Source organism: Paracoccus aminovorans, from assembly GCF_900005615.1.
GTDB classification, from domain to species: Bacteria; Pseudomonadota; Alphaproteobacteria; order Rhodobacterales; family Rhodobacteraceae; genus Paracoccus; species Paracoccus aminovorans.
This window is the reverse complement of sequence record NZ_LN832560.1, coordinates 143,082-158,626: the sequence shown is the minus strand read 5'-3', so window position 1 is coordinate 158,626 and position 15,545 is coordinate 143,082. Positions and strand designations below refer to the sequence as shown.

Here is a 15,545-nt window from a genome sequence, read left to right as displayed (position 1 = left end):
AGAGAGACAGCATGAACGAACAGAATCGGACCGGCTTTTTCACCGAGGCACTTGACAGCCGCGACCCCGATATTTTCGGTGCGATCCGGCAGGAGCTTGGCCGCCAGCGCGAGGAGATCGAGCTGATCGCGTCCGAGAACATCGTCTCGAAGGCGGTGCTCGAGGCGCAGGGCTCGGTCCTGACCAACAAATACGCCGAAGGCTACCCCGGCAAGCGCTACTACGGCGGCTGCCAGTATGTCGACATCGTCGAGGACCTGGCCATCGAGCGCGCCAAAGAGCTCTTCGACTGCGGCTTCGCCAACGTGCAGCCGAACTCGGGCAGCCAGATGAACCAGGCCGTGTTCCTGGCGCTTTTGCAGCCGGGCGACACCTTCATGGGGCTCGACCTCAATTCGGGCGGCCACCTGACCCACGGCTCGCCGGTCAACATGTCGGGCAAGTGGTTCAACGTCGTCAGCTACGGCGTGCGCCAGCAGGACCAGCTCCTGGACATGGAGGACGTCCGCAAGAAGGCGCATGAGCACAAGCCCAAGCTGATCGTCGCCGGCGGCACCGCCTATTCCCGGATCTGGGACTGGGCCGAGTTCCGCAAGATCGCCGACGAGGTCGGGGCCTATCTGATGGTCGACATGGCCCATATCGCGGGCCTGGTCGCCGGCGGCCAGCATCCCTCGCCGCTGCCGCATGCCCATGTCGTGACCACGACCACGCACAAATCCCTGCGCGGCCCGCGCGGCGGCATGGTGCTGACCAACGACGAGGCCATCGCCAAAAAGATCAACGCGGCGGTGTTCCCCGGCCTGCAGGGCGGCCCGTTGATGCATGTGATCGCGGCCAAGGCGGTGGCCTTCGGCGAGGCGCTGCGCCCGGGCTTCAAGGATTACGCCGCGCAGGTGGTGAAGAACGCCCAGGCCATGGCCGACGAGCTGATGAAGGGCGGCATCGACATCGTTTCGGGCGGCACCGACAACCACCTGTGCCTGGCGGACCTGCGTCCGAAGGGCGTGACCGGCAAGGCGACCGAGGCGGCGCTGGGTCGGGCGCACATCACCTGCAACAAGAACGGCGTGCCCTTCGACCCGGAAAAGCCCTTCGTGACCTCGGGCATCCGCCTGGGTGCGCCGGCGGGCACGACGCGGGGCTTCGGCGAGGCCGAGTTCCGCCAGATCGCGCGCTGGATCGTCGAGGTGGTCGACGGGCTGGCGGCGAACGGCGAGGACGGCAATGCCGCGGTCGAGGCCAAGGTGAAGGCCGAGGTCGAGGCGCTCTGCGCCAAGTTCCCGCTCTACAGCGGCATGTGATCGCGCCTGCCCACGGCAGGACGCACCATAACGCCGGCCCCCAAAGGGGCCGGCGTTTCGCGTCGAGGCCGGCCGCAGATTGCCCTGGGAAAGGGCAGCGTGGCGCGCTGAAAGGCAGAGCGGCGCTATTCTTTCCAGGACCGCAAATTCATCGGCAGGAAACTTTCCCATCGCGCCCGCACGCCCATCATGGGGCAACGCACATTGCCATGATGGGAATCGCCATGACACTGAAGAAATCCCTGCCGGCGGCTCTGCCCGTCGCCCTGCTTCCCGCCCTTGCCCGCGCGCAGGAGGTCGCGCCCGCGCCGAGCGCCGGGGACACCGCCTTCGTCGCCACCTGTGCGCTGGTGGTGATGCTGATGATGTTGCCCGGGCTCGGGCTGTTCTATGCCGGCATGGCGCGGTCGAAGAACGTGCTGTCGGTGCTGACGCATATTTTCGCTTCGGTCGCGCTGATCGCGGTGCTGTGGATGGCATACGGCTATTCGCTCAGCTTCGACGAGGGCGGGCTGAACGCGGTGATCGGCGGGACGGGCAAACTGTTCCTGGCCGGAGTCACGCCGGACAGCATGGTCGGCACCATCCCCGAATACCTCTATGTGCTGTTCATGCTGATGTTCGCGGCGATCACGCCCCCGATCATCGTCGGTGCCTTTGCCGAGCGGATGAAATTCGCCGCCGTGCTGGTGTTCATGGCGGTCTGGCTGACGATCAACTATGTCCCGATGGCACATATGGCCTGGGGCGGCGGCTGGGTCTTCGACATCGGCGTGCAGGACTTCGCCGGCGGCAATGTCGTGCACCTGAACGCCGGGATGGCGGCGCTGGTCTGCGCGCTGGTGCTGGGGCCGCGCCGGGGCTACGGCACCACGATGATGGCGCCGCACAACATGACCATGACCTATACCGGCGGCGCCATGCTCTGGGTCGGCTGGCTGGCCTTCTGCGGCGGCTGCGCGCTGGCGGCGAACGGGTTCTCGGCGCTGGTGATGCTGAACACCATGCTGGGCGGCGCCGGCGGTGCGCTTGGCTGGATGGCGGCGGAATGGCTGCATCGCGGCCGGGCCAGCACCTTCGGCCTGCTTTCGGGCGCCATCGGCGGGCTGGTCGCGATCACCCCGGCTTGCGGCTTCGTCGGACCGGCCGGGGCGGTGGCGGTGGGCTTCCTGACCGCGCCGGCCTGCGTCTTCGCTGTCGAGGGGGTCAAGCGCCGCTTCGGCTATGACGACAGTTTCGACGTCTTCGGCGTGCATGGCGTCGGCGCGGCGGTCGGCGGCGTGCTGACGGTGGTCTTCGCCTCGCCGGTGCTGGGCGGCCTCGGCTACCCCGAGGGCCGCAGCCTGATGACCCAGATGCTGCCGCAGCTGGCGATCATGGGCTTCAGCATCCTGGTGTCGCTGGCCACCACCTGGATCGCGCTGAAGATCGCCGGCGCCCTGGTCGGGTTGCGCGTCGACGAAGAGGCCGAGTTCGACGGACTCGACACCTCGGAACACGGCGAGGTCGGCTATCGGCTGGGCGACGGCACCTATGCCGGCGCGGCGGTGCAGGCCGGACCCGTGGGCCATGCCGCGCCCGTGCCGGCCGGCGCCGCGGCCAGGACCGCCGGCTAGGGGGCCCTCAGGCCGGGGCCGGGCAGTGCGCCCGGCCTCACTTGCTCTGCGGATAGGTGATGATCGACAGATAGCGCGCCGGCAATTCGTTCAGCTCGACCGGTCCGTGCGGCGCATCGGCGTCGAACAGCAGCGTATCGCCCGGCTCCAGCCGATAAGCCTGGTCGGCGTGGCGATAGGTGACGACGCCCTCGAGCATGTAGAGCAGCTCGATCCCCTCGTGCTGGAAGGTCTGGAAGCGGTCGCTCTCGGTCGTCAGCACGATCATGTAGGGTTCGACCACCACCCCCGAGTTGTTCGAGCCGATATGGCCCAGCAGGTGATACTGGTGCCCGGCGCGGGTGCCCGCGCGCTCGATCTCGACGCCCTGGCCGGATTTGACATGCATGGCCCCGCGCGGCTCGGCATAGCTCGAGAACAGCTGGATCAGCGGCACGCGCAAGGCATTGGCCAGCGCCTGCAGGGTGCCCAGCGACGACGAGATCACCCCGTTCTCGATCTTGGACAGCATGCCGACCGACAGCCCGGTCTGCGCCGCCAGGTCGGCCCCGGTCATGCGCTGCCGCTTGCGCAATTCGCGCACCGCCCGACCGATGGCCACCTCGAGGTTCTTTTCCGAAATGTCGCGCAGGGCATGAGGGTCCTGCGACAGCTTCATCTGGCTGACCGATTTCCTGGCCATCTCCGACCTAGTCCCTTTCCTGCGAGGAAAGCCGGACTCTGCTGAGGATTGCGCCGAATTGCAATCCTCAGCTTCCGAATGACTGGTCCCTGTGCCGGAAAAGTTTCTTTTCACCCCATGCGCTCGGAGGCGTAGGAGCCCGGGGAGGGGGGAAGACGACGGTCTTGTTGCCGTTGAGGAAGACGCGGCGGTGGATATGGGCGTGGATGGCGCGGGCCAGGACCTGGCTTTCCACGTCGCGGCCCAGCGAGACGTAGTCCTCGGGCGACTGGGCGTGGGTGACGCGGATGATGTCCTGCTCGATGATCGGGCCCTCGTCCAGGTCGGCGGTCACGTAATGGCTGGTGGCGCCGATCAGCTTCACACCGCGCTCGAAGGCCTGCTTGTAGGGGTTGGCGCCCTTGAACGACGGCAGGAACGAGTGGTGGATGTTGATGATCCGCCCCGACATCTCCTTGCACATCTGGTCCGACAGAACCTGCATGTAGCGCGCCAGCACGATCAGCTCGGCGCCGCTGTCGCGCACGATGCGCAGCTGCTCGGCCTCGGCCTGGGGCTTGTTCTCCTTGGTGACCTTGATGCAATGGAACGGCAGGTCGTGGTTCACCACCACCTTCTGATAGTCCATGTGGTTGCTGATCACCGCCACGATGTCGATCGGCAGCGCGCCGATGCGCCAGCGGTACAGCAGGTCGTTCAGGCAGTGGCCGAAGCGGCTGACCATGATCACGACCTTCATCTTCTCGGTCTCGTCATGGAAGGACGAGACCATGTCGAAGCTTTCCGAGATCTCGGCGAAGTCCCGGCGCAGCTCCTCCAGCCCCACGCCCTCTTCGGAGAGGAAGCTGACGCGCATGAAGAACTGGTCGTTCTCCATGTCGTCGAACTGGCTGGAATCGGTGATGTTGCAGCCCTTCTCGGCCAGATAGCCCGAGATGGCGGCGACGATGCCGCGCTTGGTGGCGCAGGCGACGGTCAGGCAGTATTTGGTCATTGCTTTCTCCACTGTCCCGGGCACCGGGCCCGGCTTCTTTTGTGCACAAATATCCCGGGGGAACGCGGCTGCGGCCCCATCGAGGGGCCGCAGCCGCGTGGGGGCGGAGCCCCCGGGCCCCCCGGCAGGTCTCAGGCGACGGTTTCCTCGGTGCCCACCAGCTCGGGGTCGGGCAGGCCGTTGGCCCGGCAGCAGGCGGTCAGCGTATTGGCCAGCAGGCAGGCGATGGTCATCGGCCCGACGCCGCCCGGCACCGGGGTGATGGCACCGGCGACCTGGGCGGCGCTGTCGTAGTCGACATCGCCGACCAGCCGGGTCTTGCCGCCTTCCTCGATGCGGTTGATGCCGACGTCGATCACCGTGGCGCCGGGCTTGACCCAGTCGCCGGGGATCATCCGCGGCCGGCCGACGGCGGCGACCAGGATGTCGGCGCCGCGGCAGACCGCGGCCAGGTCCTTGGTGCGGCTGTGCGCGATGGTGACGGTGCAGCTTTCCTTCAGCAGCAGTTGCGCCATCGGCTTGCCGACGATGTTCGAGCGTCCCACGACCACCGCGTTCAGCCCCGCCAGATCGCCCAGCCGGTCCTTGAGCATCAGCAGGCAGCCCAGCGGCGTGCAGGGCACCATGCTCTTCTGCCCGGTGCCCAAGAGGCCGACGTTCAGGATGTGGAACCCGTCCACGTCCTTCTGGGGGTCGATGGCGTTGATGACCGCCTCGGCGTCCATGTGGCCGGGCAGCGGCAGCTGCACCAGGATGCCGTGCACGGCCGGGTCGGCATTGAGCCTGGCGACCAGCGCCAGCAGTTCCTCTTGCGAGACAGAGGCGTCGAGCTTGTGCTCGAAGCTTTCCATGCCGGCCTCGCGGGTCTGGATGCCCTTGTTCCTGACATAGACCTGGCTCGCCGGATCCTCGCCCACCAGAACCACCGCAAGCCCGGGAACGATCCCCCGCGCCTTCAGCTCCGAAACCGAAGCCGCAACACGGCCCCGAACCCCAGACGAAAACAACTTCCCGTCAATGATATCGCTCATGCCATTTCCTCTTGGCGTTCGGCGGCCTCGACCAAGGCGTGCCAGATGGTGCCGGCGGCCGAGCGCATGCCCAGCAGCGCAAGCCGGTCCGCCGCGCGGCGGATGACGAAGACGCTCATGTGGTGAAACCCGGTGCGGGTGGCCGCGCCGGGTCCGAAGCGCGCCGGATCGACGTTGACCAGCTTCGACAGCAGCGCCAGCAGCGCGGGCTCGGGCGCCTGGATCTCGAAGGCGACGAAACCGTCGGTCTGCTCGGTCACCGAGCAGCCGGGCGCGGCGAGAAGCGCCGCCACGTCCTCGGCGGCGCGGCCCGGGAATTCGACCATCCACTGGTCCGGCCCGGTCCAGAAGGCGGCGATGCCGCCGCCCTCGGCCCAGCCGCCAGGGCCGGGCAGGGCCAGGCCCAGGTCGGGCGCGGTGCCGCCCCGGCGCAGGGCCAGCGAGGCCAGGCCCAGCTCGGCGTTCTCGGTCAGGGTCACGGCCCCGATCCGGCGGGATTGCGGCACCGCCGCGCCCAGGGCGCAGATTGGCGTGAGATCAGTCACGAAGGCGTCCTCCTTCGGGGTCAACGAAATGGGCCGAGACCACGCGCAGGCGCACGGACTGACCTTGCAGCGGGTTGGCGGCGACGACCACCTGGCCCATGCGGGCGGCGCCGTTCACCAGATAGCCCAGCCCGATGCCGCTGCCGACATGGGGCGAGAAGCAGGCCGAAGTGATCCAGCCCTGGTCGTTCCAGGTGTCCTGGACCGCGCCCTCGGCAAAGAGATGCGCGCCGGCGACCACGGGATCCGAGGCGTTGACCGGCTGGAAACCGACCAGCACCCGCTGATCCGCCACCATGCCCTCGCGCCGCGACAGCACCGCGCCGATCGAGTCCTTCTTGGTCGAGACCATCTTGCCCATGCCCAGCATCTGCGCGGTGGTCTGGCCGTTCAGCTCGTTGCCGGCGGCGTGGCCTTTCTCGATGCGCAGCACCCCGAGCGCCTCGGTGCCGTAGGGGGTCGCGCCCAGGTCGGCCCCCTGCTGCATCATCCGCTGCATCAGCGCATTGCCATAGCGCGCCGGCACCGCGATCTCATAGGCCAGTTCGCCCGAGAAGCTGATGCGGAACAGCCGCGCCCGCAGACCGCCGCAAACCGTCAGGTTGGCGCAGGCCATGAAGGGGAAGGCCTCGTTCGACAGGTCGAACCCGTCCACGACGCGTTCCAGCAGCTTGCGCGCATTCGGACCCGCGACCGACATCTGTGCCCAGGCGTCGGTGGTCGAGATCAGCTGCACGTCCAGCTCGGGCCAGAGGCATTGCCGGCAGAACTCCATATGGCGATAGATGGTGCCGGCGTTGGCGGTGGTGGTGGTCACCACATACTGGTCCTCGGCCAGCCGGGCGCAGGTGCCGTCGTCCCAGGCGAAGCCGTCCTCGCGCAGCATCAGCCCATAGCGGACCATGCCGACCTTCAGCGACTTCATCGCATTGGCATAGACCCTGTCCAGGAACTCGCCGGCATCGGCGCCCTGCACGTCGACCTTGCCCAGCGTGGTCACGTCGCAGATGCCGACGCCCGCGCGGGTGGCCAGGACTTCGCGGTCCACGGTCTGGCGCCACTCGGTCTCGCCCTTGCGGGGGAAGTATTGCGCCCGCATCCATTGCCCGACCTCGACGAAGACCGCGCCCTGCGATTTCGCCCATTCATGCGTGGGCGTCAGCCGGCGGGGACGGAAATGCGCGCCGGTGTCGCCGCCGCCCAGGGCCGACATCGCGACCGGCGTATAGGGCGGGCGGAAGATGGTGGTGCCGGTCTGGTTGATCGACTGGCCGGTCAGCTCGGCCATCACGGCAAGCGCGGTCACGTTCGCGGTCTTGCCCTGGTCGGTCGCCATCCCGAGCGTGGTCCAGCGCTTCAGATGCTCGACCGGGCGCAGGTTTTCCACATAGGCCAGCTTCACGTCCTTGACGGTCACGTCGTTCTGGAAATCGACCCAGGCGCGGCCCTTGCCGGGCACATGCCACAGGGGTTGCAGGTTCAGCCCCGCGTCCTCGCCCCGCGGCAGGTCGGGCAGATGCGCCGAGATGCCGATGTCGGCCAGCGCCGCCACCGCCGCCTGGGCCCCCGAGGCCAGCGCCTGCGCGGTCGAGCCCTTGCCGGCTGCGGCGCCGGCGATGGACAGGCCCGCGACATTGCCGTCCTCGGCCAGGAAGGCCTGCGCGGCCTCGTTCCAGACCGGCCGGCCGCGATGGTGCGAGGCGATGTGCAGGTTCGGGTTCCAGCCGCCCGAGACGCCGAGCGCGCCGCAGTCGATCCATTCCGCGCGGCCGTTCTGCGTCACCTCGATCTTGGTCAGGCCCAGCCGGCCCTTGCTGTCGGTGACACGGCCGCCGGCGATGGTGCGGTAGCTGCCCAGCGACTGGCCGCCGCTGCGCGAATCCACCACCGCCGCGATCTCGACCCCCTTGGCGGCCAGGTCCTGCGCGGTGCGGTGGCCGTCGTCGTTGTTGGTAAAGATCGCGACCCGCTTGGCCGGGCTGACCGCCCAGCGGTTGGCATAGGCCCGCATCGCGCCCGACAGCATCACGCCGGGCCGGTCGTTGTTGGCGAAGGGGATGTGGCGCTCGGTCGCGCCGGCGGCCAGGATCGCGCGTTTCGAGGTGATGCGCCACAGCGTCTGCCGCACCCGGTTGCCCGGGGTGGGCAGGTGGTCCGAGATGCGTTCCAGCGCGCCATAGATGCCGTGGTCGAAGGCGCCCCAGACCGTGGTGCGGCGCATGACGCGCAGGTTCGGCAGGCTGGCGAACTCGGCCTCGACCTCGGCGATCCATTCGGCCGCCGGCCGGTCCAGCGGCGCGCTTTCCGACAGCAACCGGCCACCCAGGCGGAAATCCTCGTCCGCCAGGATGACCTGCGCCCCGGCCCGCGCCGCGGTCAGCGCCGCCGCGATCCCGGCCGCGCCGCCGCCGATCACCAGCAGGTCGCAATGCAGGAAGCCCGAGTCATAGGCATCGGGATCGGCCTGCATCGACAGGCTGCCCAGCCCCGCCGCGCGGCGGATCGCCGGCTCGTAGAATTTTTCCCAGAAGGCGCGCGGCCACATGAAGGTCTTGTAATAGAACCCCGCCGCGAAGAAGGGCGACAGCAGGTCGTTCACCGCCAGCAGGTCGAAGCCCAGCGAGCCGACGTGGTTCTGGCTGCGGGCGTCCAGCCCCTCGAACAGCTCGATCACCGGGGCGCGGGTGTTCGGCTCCTGCCGGTTGCCCTGGCGCAGTTCGACAAGCGCGTTCGGCTCTTCCGAGCCGGCCGAGAAGACGCCGCGCGGGCGGTGATACTTGAAGCCGCGGCCCATCAGCCGGACATCGTTGGCGAGCAGGGCCGAGGCCAGCGTGTCGCCGGCATGACCGGTATAGGACTTGCCGTCGAAGGTGAAGTTCAGGCTGCGGTTGCGGTCGATCAGACCGCCGGAAAGCCGGGTCATGCCGCACCGCCTTTCGCCATCGCCAGCTTCACGTCGCGGGCCAGTTCGGCGCCCAGGATCTCGTGCGTGACGGTGTTGCGGGTGACGACCAGCCAGCTGCGGTCGCCCTGTTCGTGGAACCACAGCTCGCGGTGGACGCCGGCCGGGTTGTCGCGCAGGTGCTGGTATTCATAGAAGCGCTGCGGCGCGTCGGCGGCCATGCCGTCGGGACGCTCCAGCAGGGTGGCATCGCCGAGATACGAGAACTCTTCCGAGTCGCGCAGGCCAAGCAGGGGATGGGGGATCAGCATGTCATGGCCCTCAATGCAGATTGGGCGTGGCGCCCATGCCTTTTTCGTCGATGGGATAGCCGCGCGCGAACCGGTCCAGCCGATAGGCCTTGGCGGTGTCGTGCGGCGTGTCGGTGGCCAGAAGATGCGCGAAGGCATAGCCGCTGGCGGGCGTGGCCTTGAAGCCGCCGTAGCACCAGCCGGCATTCAGATACAGGCCCTCGACAGGCGTCTTGTCGATGATGGGCGAGCCGTCCATGGACATGTCCATGATGCCGCCCCAGACCCGCAGCAGCCGCGCCCGGCCGATGGCCGGCATCAGGGCCATGCCGCCCTGGGCCACGTCCTCGATCACCGCCATGTTGCCGCGTTGGGCATAGGAGTTGTAGCCGTCGATGTCGCCGCCGAAGACCAACCCGCCCTTGTCGGACTGGCTGACGTAGAAATGCCCGGCGCCGAAGGTGATGACGCCGTCGATGGTCGGCTTCAGCCCCTCGGAGACGAAGGCTTGCAGCACGTGGCTTTCGATCGGCAGGCGCATGCCCGCCTGGGCCATGACCCGGCCCGACGAGCCCGCCACCGCCACGCCGACCTTGCCGGCGGCGATATAGCCGCGCGAGGTCTCGACGCCGCGGATCTTGCCGCCCTCGATGCGGAAGCCGGTGACTTCGCAGTTCTGGATCAGGTCCACGCCGGCCAGGTCGGCGCCGCGGGCATAGCCCCAGGCGACGCCGTCGTGGCGCGCCGTCCCGGCCCGGCGCTGCAGCAGCCCACCCTTGATCGGGAAGCGCGCATTGTCGAAGTTCAGCCAGGGATACATGCGCCGCACGCCTTCGCGGTCCAAGAGTTCCGCATCGGCCCCGGCGAAGATCATGGCGTTGCCGCGGCGGCGGAAGGCGTCGCGCTGCGCGTCGGTGTGGCACAGGTTCAGGATGCCGCGCTGGCTGACCATGGCGTTGAAGTTGAATTCCTGCTCCAGGTTCTCCCAGAGCTTCATCGAGAATTCATAGAACGGCTCGTTGCCCGGCAGCATGTAGTTCGAGCGGATGATGGTGGTGTTGCGCCCGATGTTGCCCGAGCCGAGCCAGCTTTTCTCAAGCACCGCGATGCGGGCCTTCTTGAAGGTGGTGGCCAGGTAATAGGCCGTTGCGAGGCCATGCCCTCCGCCGCCCACGATGACATAGTCATAAGCGGGCTGGGGATCGGGATTGCGCCAGATCGGCTTCCAGCCCTTATGGCCCGTCAGGGCCTCCTTGATGACGCGAAAACCCGAATATCTCACGGTGTCAGCACTCCGATTCGTCTTTCCTCACAGGAAAGATACGCTGGATTTTGCGCCACATTTGTCTTGGAAGGACAAATTATTGCCTTTACGGGACAGTGACGATAATTTTGTGGCAAGAGGACCCCATGCAAGACGAACCGCTGCGAATCGGCTTCATCCTGACGCCGGAATATTCCCTGATGTCGCTGACCGCGGCGGTCGAACCGCTGCGGGCCGCGAACCAGCTGGCAGGCCGGACGCTGTATCGGCCCAGCTATCATTCGGTGCCGGGGGGCTTTGCCGCCTCGACCTCGGGCGGCGGGTTCGACACCGCCACCCTGCCCGAGCCCGCGGGCCTGGACCTGGCGCTGGTCGTCGCCGGCGGCAACCCGCTGCGCTATGACGACCCGGCGCTGGCGCGGGGGCTGCGGGCGCTGCAGGCGCGCAAGGTCCGGCTGGGCGGCATCTCGGGCGGGGCCGCGATCCTGGCGCGGCTGGGGCTGATGGAGGGCCGGCGCTTCACCCTGCACTGGGCCCATATCGATGCACTGGCCGAGCATCGGCCGGACCTGCTGATCGAGCGCGCGCTCTACGTCATCGACCGCGACCGCTACAGCTGCGCCGGCGGGGTCGCGGCGCTGGACATGATGTGCGCGCTGATCGCCCGCGACCATGGCGCGGGTTTCGCCCGGCAGGTCGCCGAATGGTTCATCCACCCGCGCGCCCGCAATGCCGACGAACCCCAGCAATCCCCGGTTGCCGAACGCTTCGACCTGCGCCACCCTCTGCTGGCCCAGGCCGTGGACCTGATGTTCAGCCACCTGGCCGACCCGCTCTCGCCCGAGCAGATCGCGGCGCAGGTCGGCTGCAGCCCGCGGCAGTTGCAGAGGTTGTTCAACGATCAACTGGGGTCCTCGATGATGGAATTCTATCGCGAGATGCGGTTGCGCAAGGCGGATGAGCTGGTTCAGCAGACGGCGCTGTCCATGCTGGACGTGGCGCTGGTGACGGGGTTCGCCAGCGCCGCCCATTTCTCGCGGTCCTATGCGGCGCGGTTCGGGATGCCCCCGACGCGCCGCAGGCAGGCCGCCCGGCGGCGGGATCAGTCCGGGTAGATGCCGGGCGAGGTCGGGGCGCCGTCGTCGAATTTCGACAGGTATTCGACGATCAGCGGCTTGTTGACCAGGAAACCCTTGTAGGTCGCCAGGTCGTCCGGCACGTCGCGGATCACCCGATGCAGCCGGCGGCCCCATTTCGGCACCGTCACGATGTCCTGCAGCGCGCAGAGATAGCAGCGGATCGGGAACAGCAGCCCGTTCGAGCGCGGCAACCGGAAGAAGGTCTGCAACTCGACGCGCAGGAACTGCTTCTCGCCCACGTTTTCCGGCGTCAGCGTCCGCTTTTCCGGGCCCCATTCGGGATAGGTCTCGGGGCTGGTGTCCAGGCGCGGGTTCACGGTCATGGTCCAGTTCAGCCGGCGCGCCGGGCTGTCCTGCTGGACGTTCAGCAGGAATTTCAGCGCGCGCTGGAAGATCCCCATCTCGGCCGCGCGCGGCACCGGCGCGTGCCATTCGAAGAAGTTCATGCCGATGTCGAAATCCAGGCTCCAGTCGGCCTGCGAGGTCACCATGCCGGCATCCATCCACAGGTTGTTCTCGCGCTGGTCCAGCACGGCGAAATCGCCCTGGGTCTGGCGGGTGATGTATTCCAGCGGCCCATAGGGCAGGGTGCTTTCGTCAAGAAAGGTAAACGTGTCGTCGATGCCCAGCGGCTTGTTCACCCAGCGCCAGCGGTCGCCGTCGCGGTGCAGCTCGAACAGGTCCGGGTAATCCTCGGATTTCGAGACCATGATCAGTTCCAGCACGTCCCAGCCCGCAAGCGTCATGTGCGGCAGCGACTGGCAGCGGCCGGGGTCGCGGGACAGGGTGATGGCACGATCCTCCATCTCGGACACATAGTGTTCGTCCACGTCGAAACGGCTCTGGAACACGCTGTGGTCGGGGCCGGCGGCGCGATGCGGCTCCATATTGACCGAATACATGTATTCGTCGCGGTCGAAGGGGAAGGGAAAGCGGCGGATCGCGGCGGGCGAATTGTGATAGCTGTAGTCGCCGCGGAAGGTTTCCTTGTTGAAGGAAATGGTCATCGGGTCCTCCTATCGGTCGATGGTCAGAAGCTTGCCCCGGAAACGCGAGACGCAGGGCATGATCTTGCGATCCCGCTCCTCGGGTTCCAGCCAGTGGTCGTGGTGGTCGATGGTGCCGTCGCAGGCGACCACATCGGTTTCGCATTGCCCGCAGGCGCCGCCCCGGCACAGCCAGGGCGCGTCGATGCCGGCGTTTTCAAGGGCTTCCAGCAGGCTTTCATGCGCGCCGACGGTCAGGGTGCGGTGGGAGCGCGCGCAATGCACCTCGAAGGGCTCGCCGGGGGCGGGGGCCAGGAATTCCTCGGAATGCAGCGCATCCCTGGGCCAGCCCAGCGAGGCGGCGCTGTCCAGCACCGTGGTGATCATCCGGTCCGAGGCGCAGACGTAAAGATGCGTGCCCAGCGGCTGCGAGGACAGCAGCGCGTCCAGGTCCAGGCGCGAGCCCTCGGCGCTGACATGGGCATGGACGCCCTCGGGCAGCAGCGGCAGCGCGGCCAGCTCGTCGCGCTCGCGCACGGCGTAATGCAGCTCGTAGGCGGCGCCCAGCCGGGTCAGTTCGCGGATCTGGGCCAGGAAGGGGGTGATGCCGACGCCCCCGGCGATCAGCAGGTGCTTGCGGGCCATCAGGTTCAGCCCGAACAGGTTCACCGGATTGCCGATGTTCATCACCATGCCCGGCTGCGCCTGCTCGTGCATGAACAGCGAGCCGCCCCGGCCCTGGTCCTCGCGCTGCACGGCGATTTCGTAGCCCGAGCCGTCCTCGGGGTCCGAGATCAGCGAATAGGCGTTGCGGCGCAGGATGTCGCCGTCCTGCATCTCGACCATGACATGGGCGCCGCCGGAAAACAGCGGCAGCCGCGCGCCCTCGGGATGTTCGAAGCGGAAGCGGGTGATCCGGGGCGAAAGCGCTTCCTTGGCAGTCAGTTTCAGCGGTTGCATTACAGGCGGATCTCCACGGGTTCGGGCACGTCGCCGGGGGTTTCGGCGTCGATGCAGACGCCTTGGAAGGCCCCCAGCCGGCGCGAGAAATGGTCGCGCACATACAGCGCGCGGCCGCAGCCGGGACAGGTATAGGGGTCCACGGTCACGTCCTCGGCGATGGTCTTGCAATGGACGCATTGCATCCGGCGCGCGGCGGTGCCGCGATGCTCGCCCTGGATGGCGCCCAGCGGCAGGCCGGCGGCCAGAAGCTGCGCCTGCGCCTGTCCGATCAGCCCCTCGGAGCCGGCGAGAAAGGCTTGCAGCCCCATCTCGGCCCGGGCCAGGACCTGGCCCAGGGCGGGGGATAGCGCGGCGGTCGAGGCGATCTCGACCAGGCTGGCCGGATTCAGCGCGCGCAGCGCCGGGGCCATCGAAAACCCGTCCTGCACATGCAGCACGGTGGCCTTGGGCATCAGCTCCGGCGCCTTTTCGGCAAGGGCGACCAGCGCCGCCGCGCCCGCGTCATCGACGATCATCACGGCGCTGCGGCAGGGACGCGGTTCCAGCGGCGCATAGACCGGACGGCTGGTATAGGGGGTTGTCGGCGGCGAAGTCATTCCGTTGGTCCCTGGCAGGTTCAGCTAAGGTGCGGGGGCGGTCGGCCGCCCCCGGGTTGCTTGCGGCGCGCGCGTCAGCCCTTGGCGGTGCGGCGCTTCTTGTCCGGGTCGAAGAAGGGCATCGGCGCCGTGGTGGCCGCGATCTCGCCATGGGTGGCGCAGTTCACGGTCAGCTTGGTGCCCTCGTTCGCGCAATCGACCGGCAGGCGGGCGATGGCGACGTTCCACTTGTTCAGCGGCGAATACATGGCCTGCGTGACCACGCCGACCTGCTTGCCGTCGCGCATCACCGGGGCGCCGTTGCCGGGCACCTTGTCGCCTTCCAGCTTCAGGCCCCAGATCTTGAAGCGCTCCTTGCCCTTCAGCCGATAGTGCTCGTCCGCGCCGCGGAAGCCGGTCTTGCCGGGCGAGACGGTGAAGTCCAGCCCCAGTTCCCACAGCGTATCCCCGCCCGGCTGGTCGTCGAACGGATAGGCGTCCGAGTTGTCGTAGGGATAGAACAGCAGGTAGCTTTCGGTCCGCAGCAGGTCCAGCGTGGTGAAGCGGCAGGGGATGATGCCCATCTCCTTGCCCTCTTCCAGGATGCGGTCCCAGACCTCGCCGGCGTCCTGGCCGCGCACGAAGATCTCGTAGCCGCGCTCGCCGGTGTAGCCGGTGCGCGAGATCATCACCGGCTTGCCGAAAAGCGAGGTCTGCATATGCGCGAAATAGGGCAGGTCGCGGATGCCGGGCACATGCTTTGCCAGATAGTCGACGGCCAGCGGGCCCTGCAGCGACAGGTCGTGCAGGTTGTCGTCGGTGCGCATCGCCACGTCGCGGCCGTTGGTATAGGCGGCCAGCTGCTCATGGCCGGCGCCGGCGCCGTGGACCACCATGAAGGCGTTCGGCCCGGTGCGATAGATCACGCAGTCGTCGATGAACTTGCCGCCGTCGTTCAGCATGCAGGCATAGACCGAGCGGCCCGGCATCAGCTTTTCCACGTTGCGCGTGGTGGCGCGCTCGATCACATGGCTGGCGGCCGAGCCGACCAGGTGCAGCTTCTTCAGGCCCGAGACATCCATCAACCCGGCTTTGGTGCGGATCGCCATGTATTCGGTATCCGGGTCGCCCGAGGTATAGGACCAGGCGGTGCCCATGCCGTTCCAGTCCTCGAGCTGGGAGCCCAGGGCGCGGTGGCGGTCGGCGAGCATCGAGAAACGCCAGGAATTCGTCATGTCTTCTCTCCAGTTTTCA

Annotated in this window: 13 protein-coding genes and 1 pseudogene; 3 read left to right on the top strand and 11 right to left on the bottom strand. The window is 67.8% G+C overall.

The genetic code is table 11. The features are described from left to right. Positions 1 to 11 precede the first annotated feature (11 nt). Together glyA and JCM7685_RS16045 are read left to right on the top strand one after the other, a co-directional pair. Complete coding sequence (glyA, locus tag JCM7685_RS16050; protein ID WP_100526141.1) at positions 12 to 1,304, top strand: serine hydroxymethyltransferase; 1,293 nt, start codon at positions 12 to 14, stop codon at positions 1,302 to 1,304. A gap of 224 nt (positions 1,305 to 1,528) precedes the next feature. Continuing rightward, entirely contained in the window at positions 1,529 to 2,920 is a 1,392-nt protein-coding gene (locus JCM7685_RS16045; RefSeq protein ID WP_231964728.1) for an ammonium transporter, read from the top strand. Between the two features lie 37 nt (positions 2,921 to 2,957). On the opposite strand, the gene JCM7685_RS16040 is transcribed toward JCM7685_RS16045, so the two are convergent. From JCM7685_RS16040 to JCM7685_RS16010, 7 genes and pseudogenes are all read right to left on the bottom strand, one after another. Further along, on the bottom strand, positions 2,958 to 3,602 hold the full coding sequence (locus JCM7685_RS16040; protein WP_074971297.1) for a helix-turn-helix domain-containing protein: 645 nt from the start codon (positions 3,600 to 3,602) through the stop codon (positions 2,958 to 2,960). Positions 3,603 to 3,712: 110 nt separating this feature from the next. Beyond that, positions 3,713 to 4,596: pseudogene (gene purU, locus JCM7685_RS16035) on the bottom strand (formyltetrahydrofolate deformylase). Between the two features lie 131 nt (positions 4,597 to 4,727). Continuing rightward, on the bottom strand, positions 4,728 to 5,627 hold the full coding sequence (gene folD / locus JCM7685_RS16030) for a bifunctional methylenetetrahydrofolate dehydrogenase/methenyltetrahydrofolate cyclohydrolase FolD (RefSeq protein ID WP_100526140.1): 900 nt from the start codon (positions 5,625 to 5,627) through the stop codon (positions 4,728 to 4,730). Next, positions 5,624 to 6,172: a sarcosine oxidase subunit gamma gene (locus JCM7685_RS16025; protein WP_074970156.1), complete on the bottom strand. Its 549-nt coding sequence runs from the start codon at positions 6,170 to 6,172 to the stop codon at positions 5,624 to 5,626. Before JCM7685_RS16025 ends, folD begins: the two co-directional genes overlap by 4 nt. After that, entirely contained in the window at positions 6,165 to 9,095 is a 2,931-nt protein-coding gene (locus tag JCM7685_RS16020; RefSeq protein WP_083412918.1) for a sarcosine oxidase subunit alpha family protein, read from the bottom strand. Before JCM7685_RS16020 ends, JCM7685_RS16025 begins: the two co-directional genes overlap by 8 nt. Beyond that, positions 9,092 to 9,385, bottom strand: coding sequence for a sarcosine oxidase subunit delta (locus JCM7685_RS16015; RefSeq protein ID WP_062563803.1), 294 nt, complete (start codon positions 9,383 to 9,385; stop codon positions 9,092 to 9,094). The genes JCM7685_RS16020 and JCM7685_RS16015 overlap by 4 nt, the downstream gene beginning before the upstream one ends. 10 nt (positions 9,386 to 9,395) lie before the next feature. Then, the gene (locus JCM7685_RS16010) at positions 9,396 to 10,646 is read right to left on the bottom strand and encodes a sarcosine oxidase subunit beta family protein (protein WP_074970154.1); all 1,251 of its coding nucleotides are present in this window, start codon (positions 10,644 to 10,646) and stop codon (positions 9,396 to 9,398) included. 128 nt (positions 10,647 to 10,774) lie between these two features. Here JCM7685_RS16010 and JCM7685_RS16005 point away from each other — a divergent pair, with 128 nt between their 5' ends. Further along, positions 10,775 to 11,743, top strand: coding sequence for a GlxA family transcriptional regulator (locus JCM7685_RS16005; RefSeq protein ID WP_074970152.1), 969 nt, complete (start codon positions 10,775 to 10,777; stop codon positions 11,741 to 11,743). On the opposite strand, the gene JCM7685_RS16000 is transcribed toward JCM7685_RS16005, so the two are convergent. The 4 genes from JCM7685_RS16000 to JCM7685_RS15985 all read right to left on the bottom strand — a co-directional run bounded on the left by JCM7685_RS16000 (position 11,731) and on the right by JCM7685_RS15985 (position 15,526). Beyond that, on the bottom strand, positions 11,731 to 12,774 hold the full coding sequence (locus tag JCM7685_RS16000) for a heme-dependent oxidative N-demethylase family protein (RefSeq protein ID WP_074970150.1): 1,044 nt from the start codon (positions 12,772 to 12,774) through the stop codon (positions 11,731 to 11,733). The two genes, JCM7685_RS16005 and JCM7685_RS16000, sit on opposite strands and share 13 nt — an antisense overlap. Positions 12,775 to 12,783: 9 nt before the next feature. Next, on the bottom strand, positions 12,784 to 13,713 hold the full coding sequence (locus JCM7685_RS15995) for a PDR/VanB family oxidoreductase (RefSeq protein ID WP_074970148.1): 930 nt from the start codon (positions 13,711 to 13,713) through the stop codon (positions 12,784 to 12,786). Next, on the bottom strand, positions 13,713 to 14,312 hold the full coding sequence (locus JCM7685_RS15990) for a dimethylamine monooxygenase subunit DmmA family protein (protein ID WP_074970146.1): 600 nt from the start codon (positions 14,310 to 14,312) through the stop codon (positions 13,713 to 13,715). Before JCM7685_RS15990 ends, JCM7685_RS15995 begins: the two co-directional genes overlap by 1 nt. Before the next feature lie 74 nt (positions 14,313 to 14,386). Continuing rightward, complete coding sequence (locus tag JCM7685_RS15985) at positions 14,387 to 15,526, bottom strand: aminomethyltransferase family protein (protein ID WP_074970144.1); 1,140 nt, start codon at positions 15,524 to 15,526, stop codon at positions 14,387 to 14,389. Between the last annotated feature and the right edge of the window lie 19 nt (positions 15,527 to 15,545).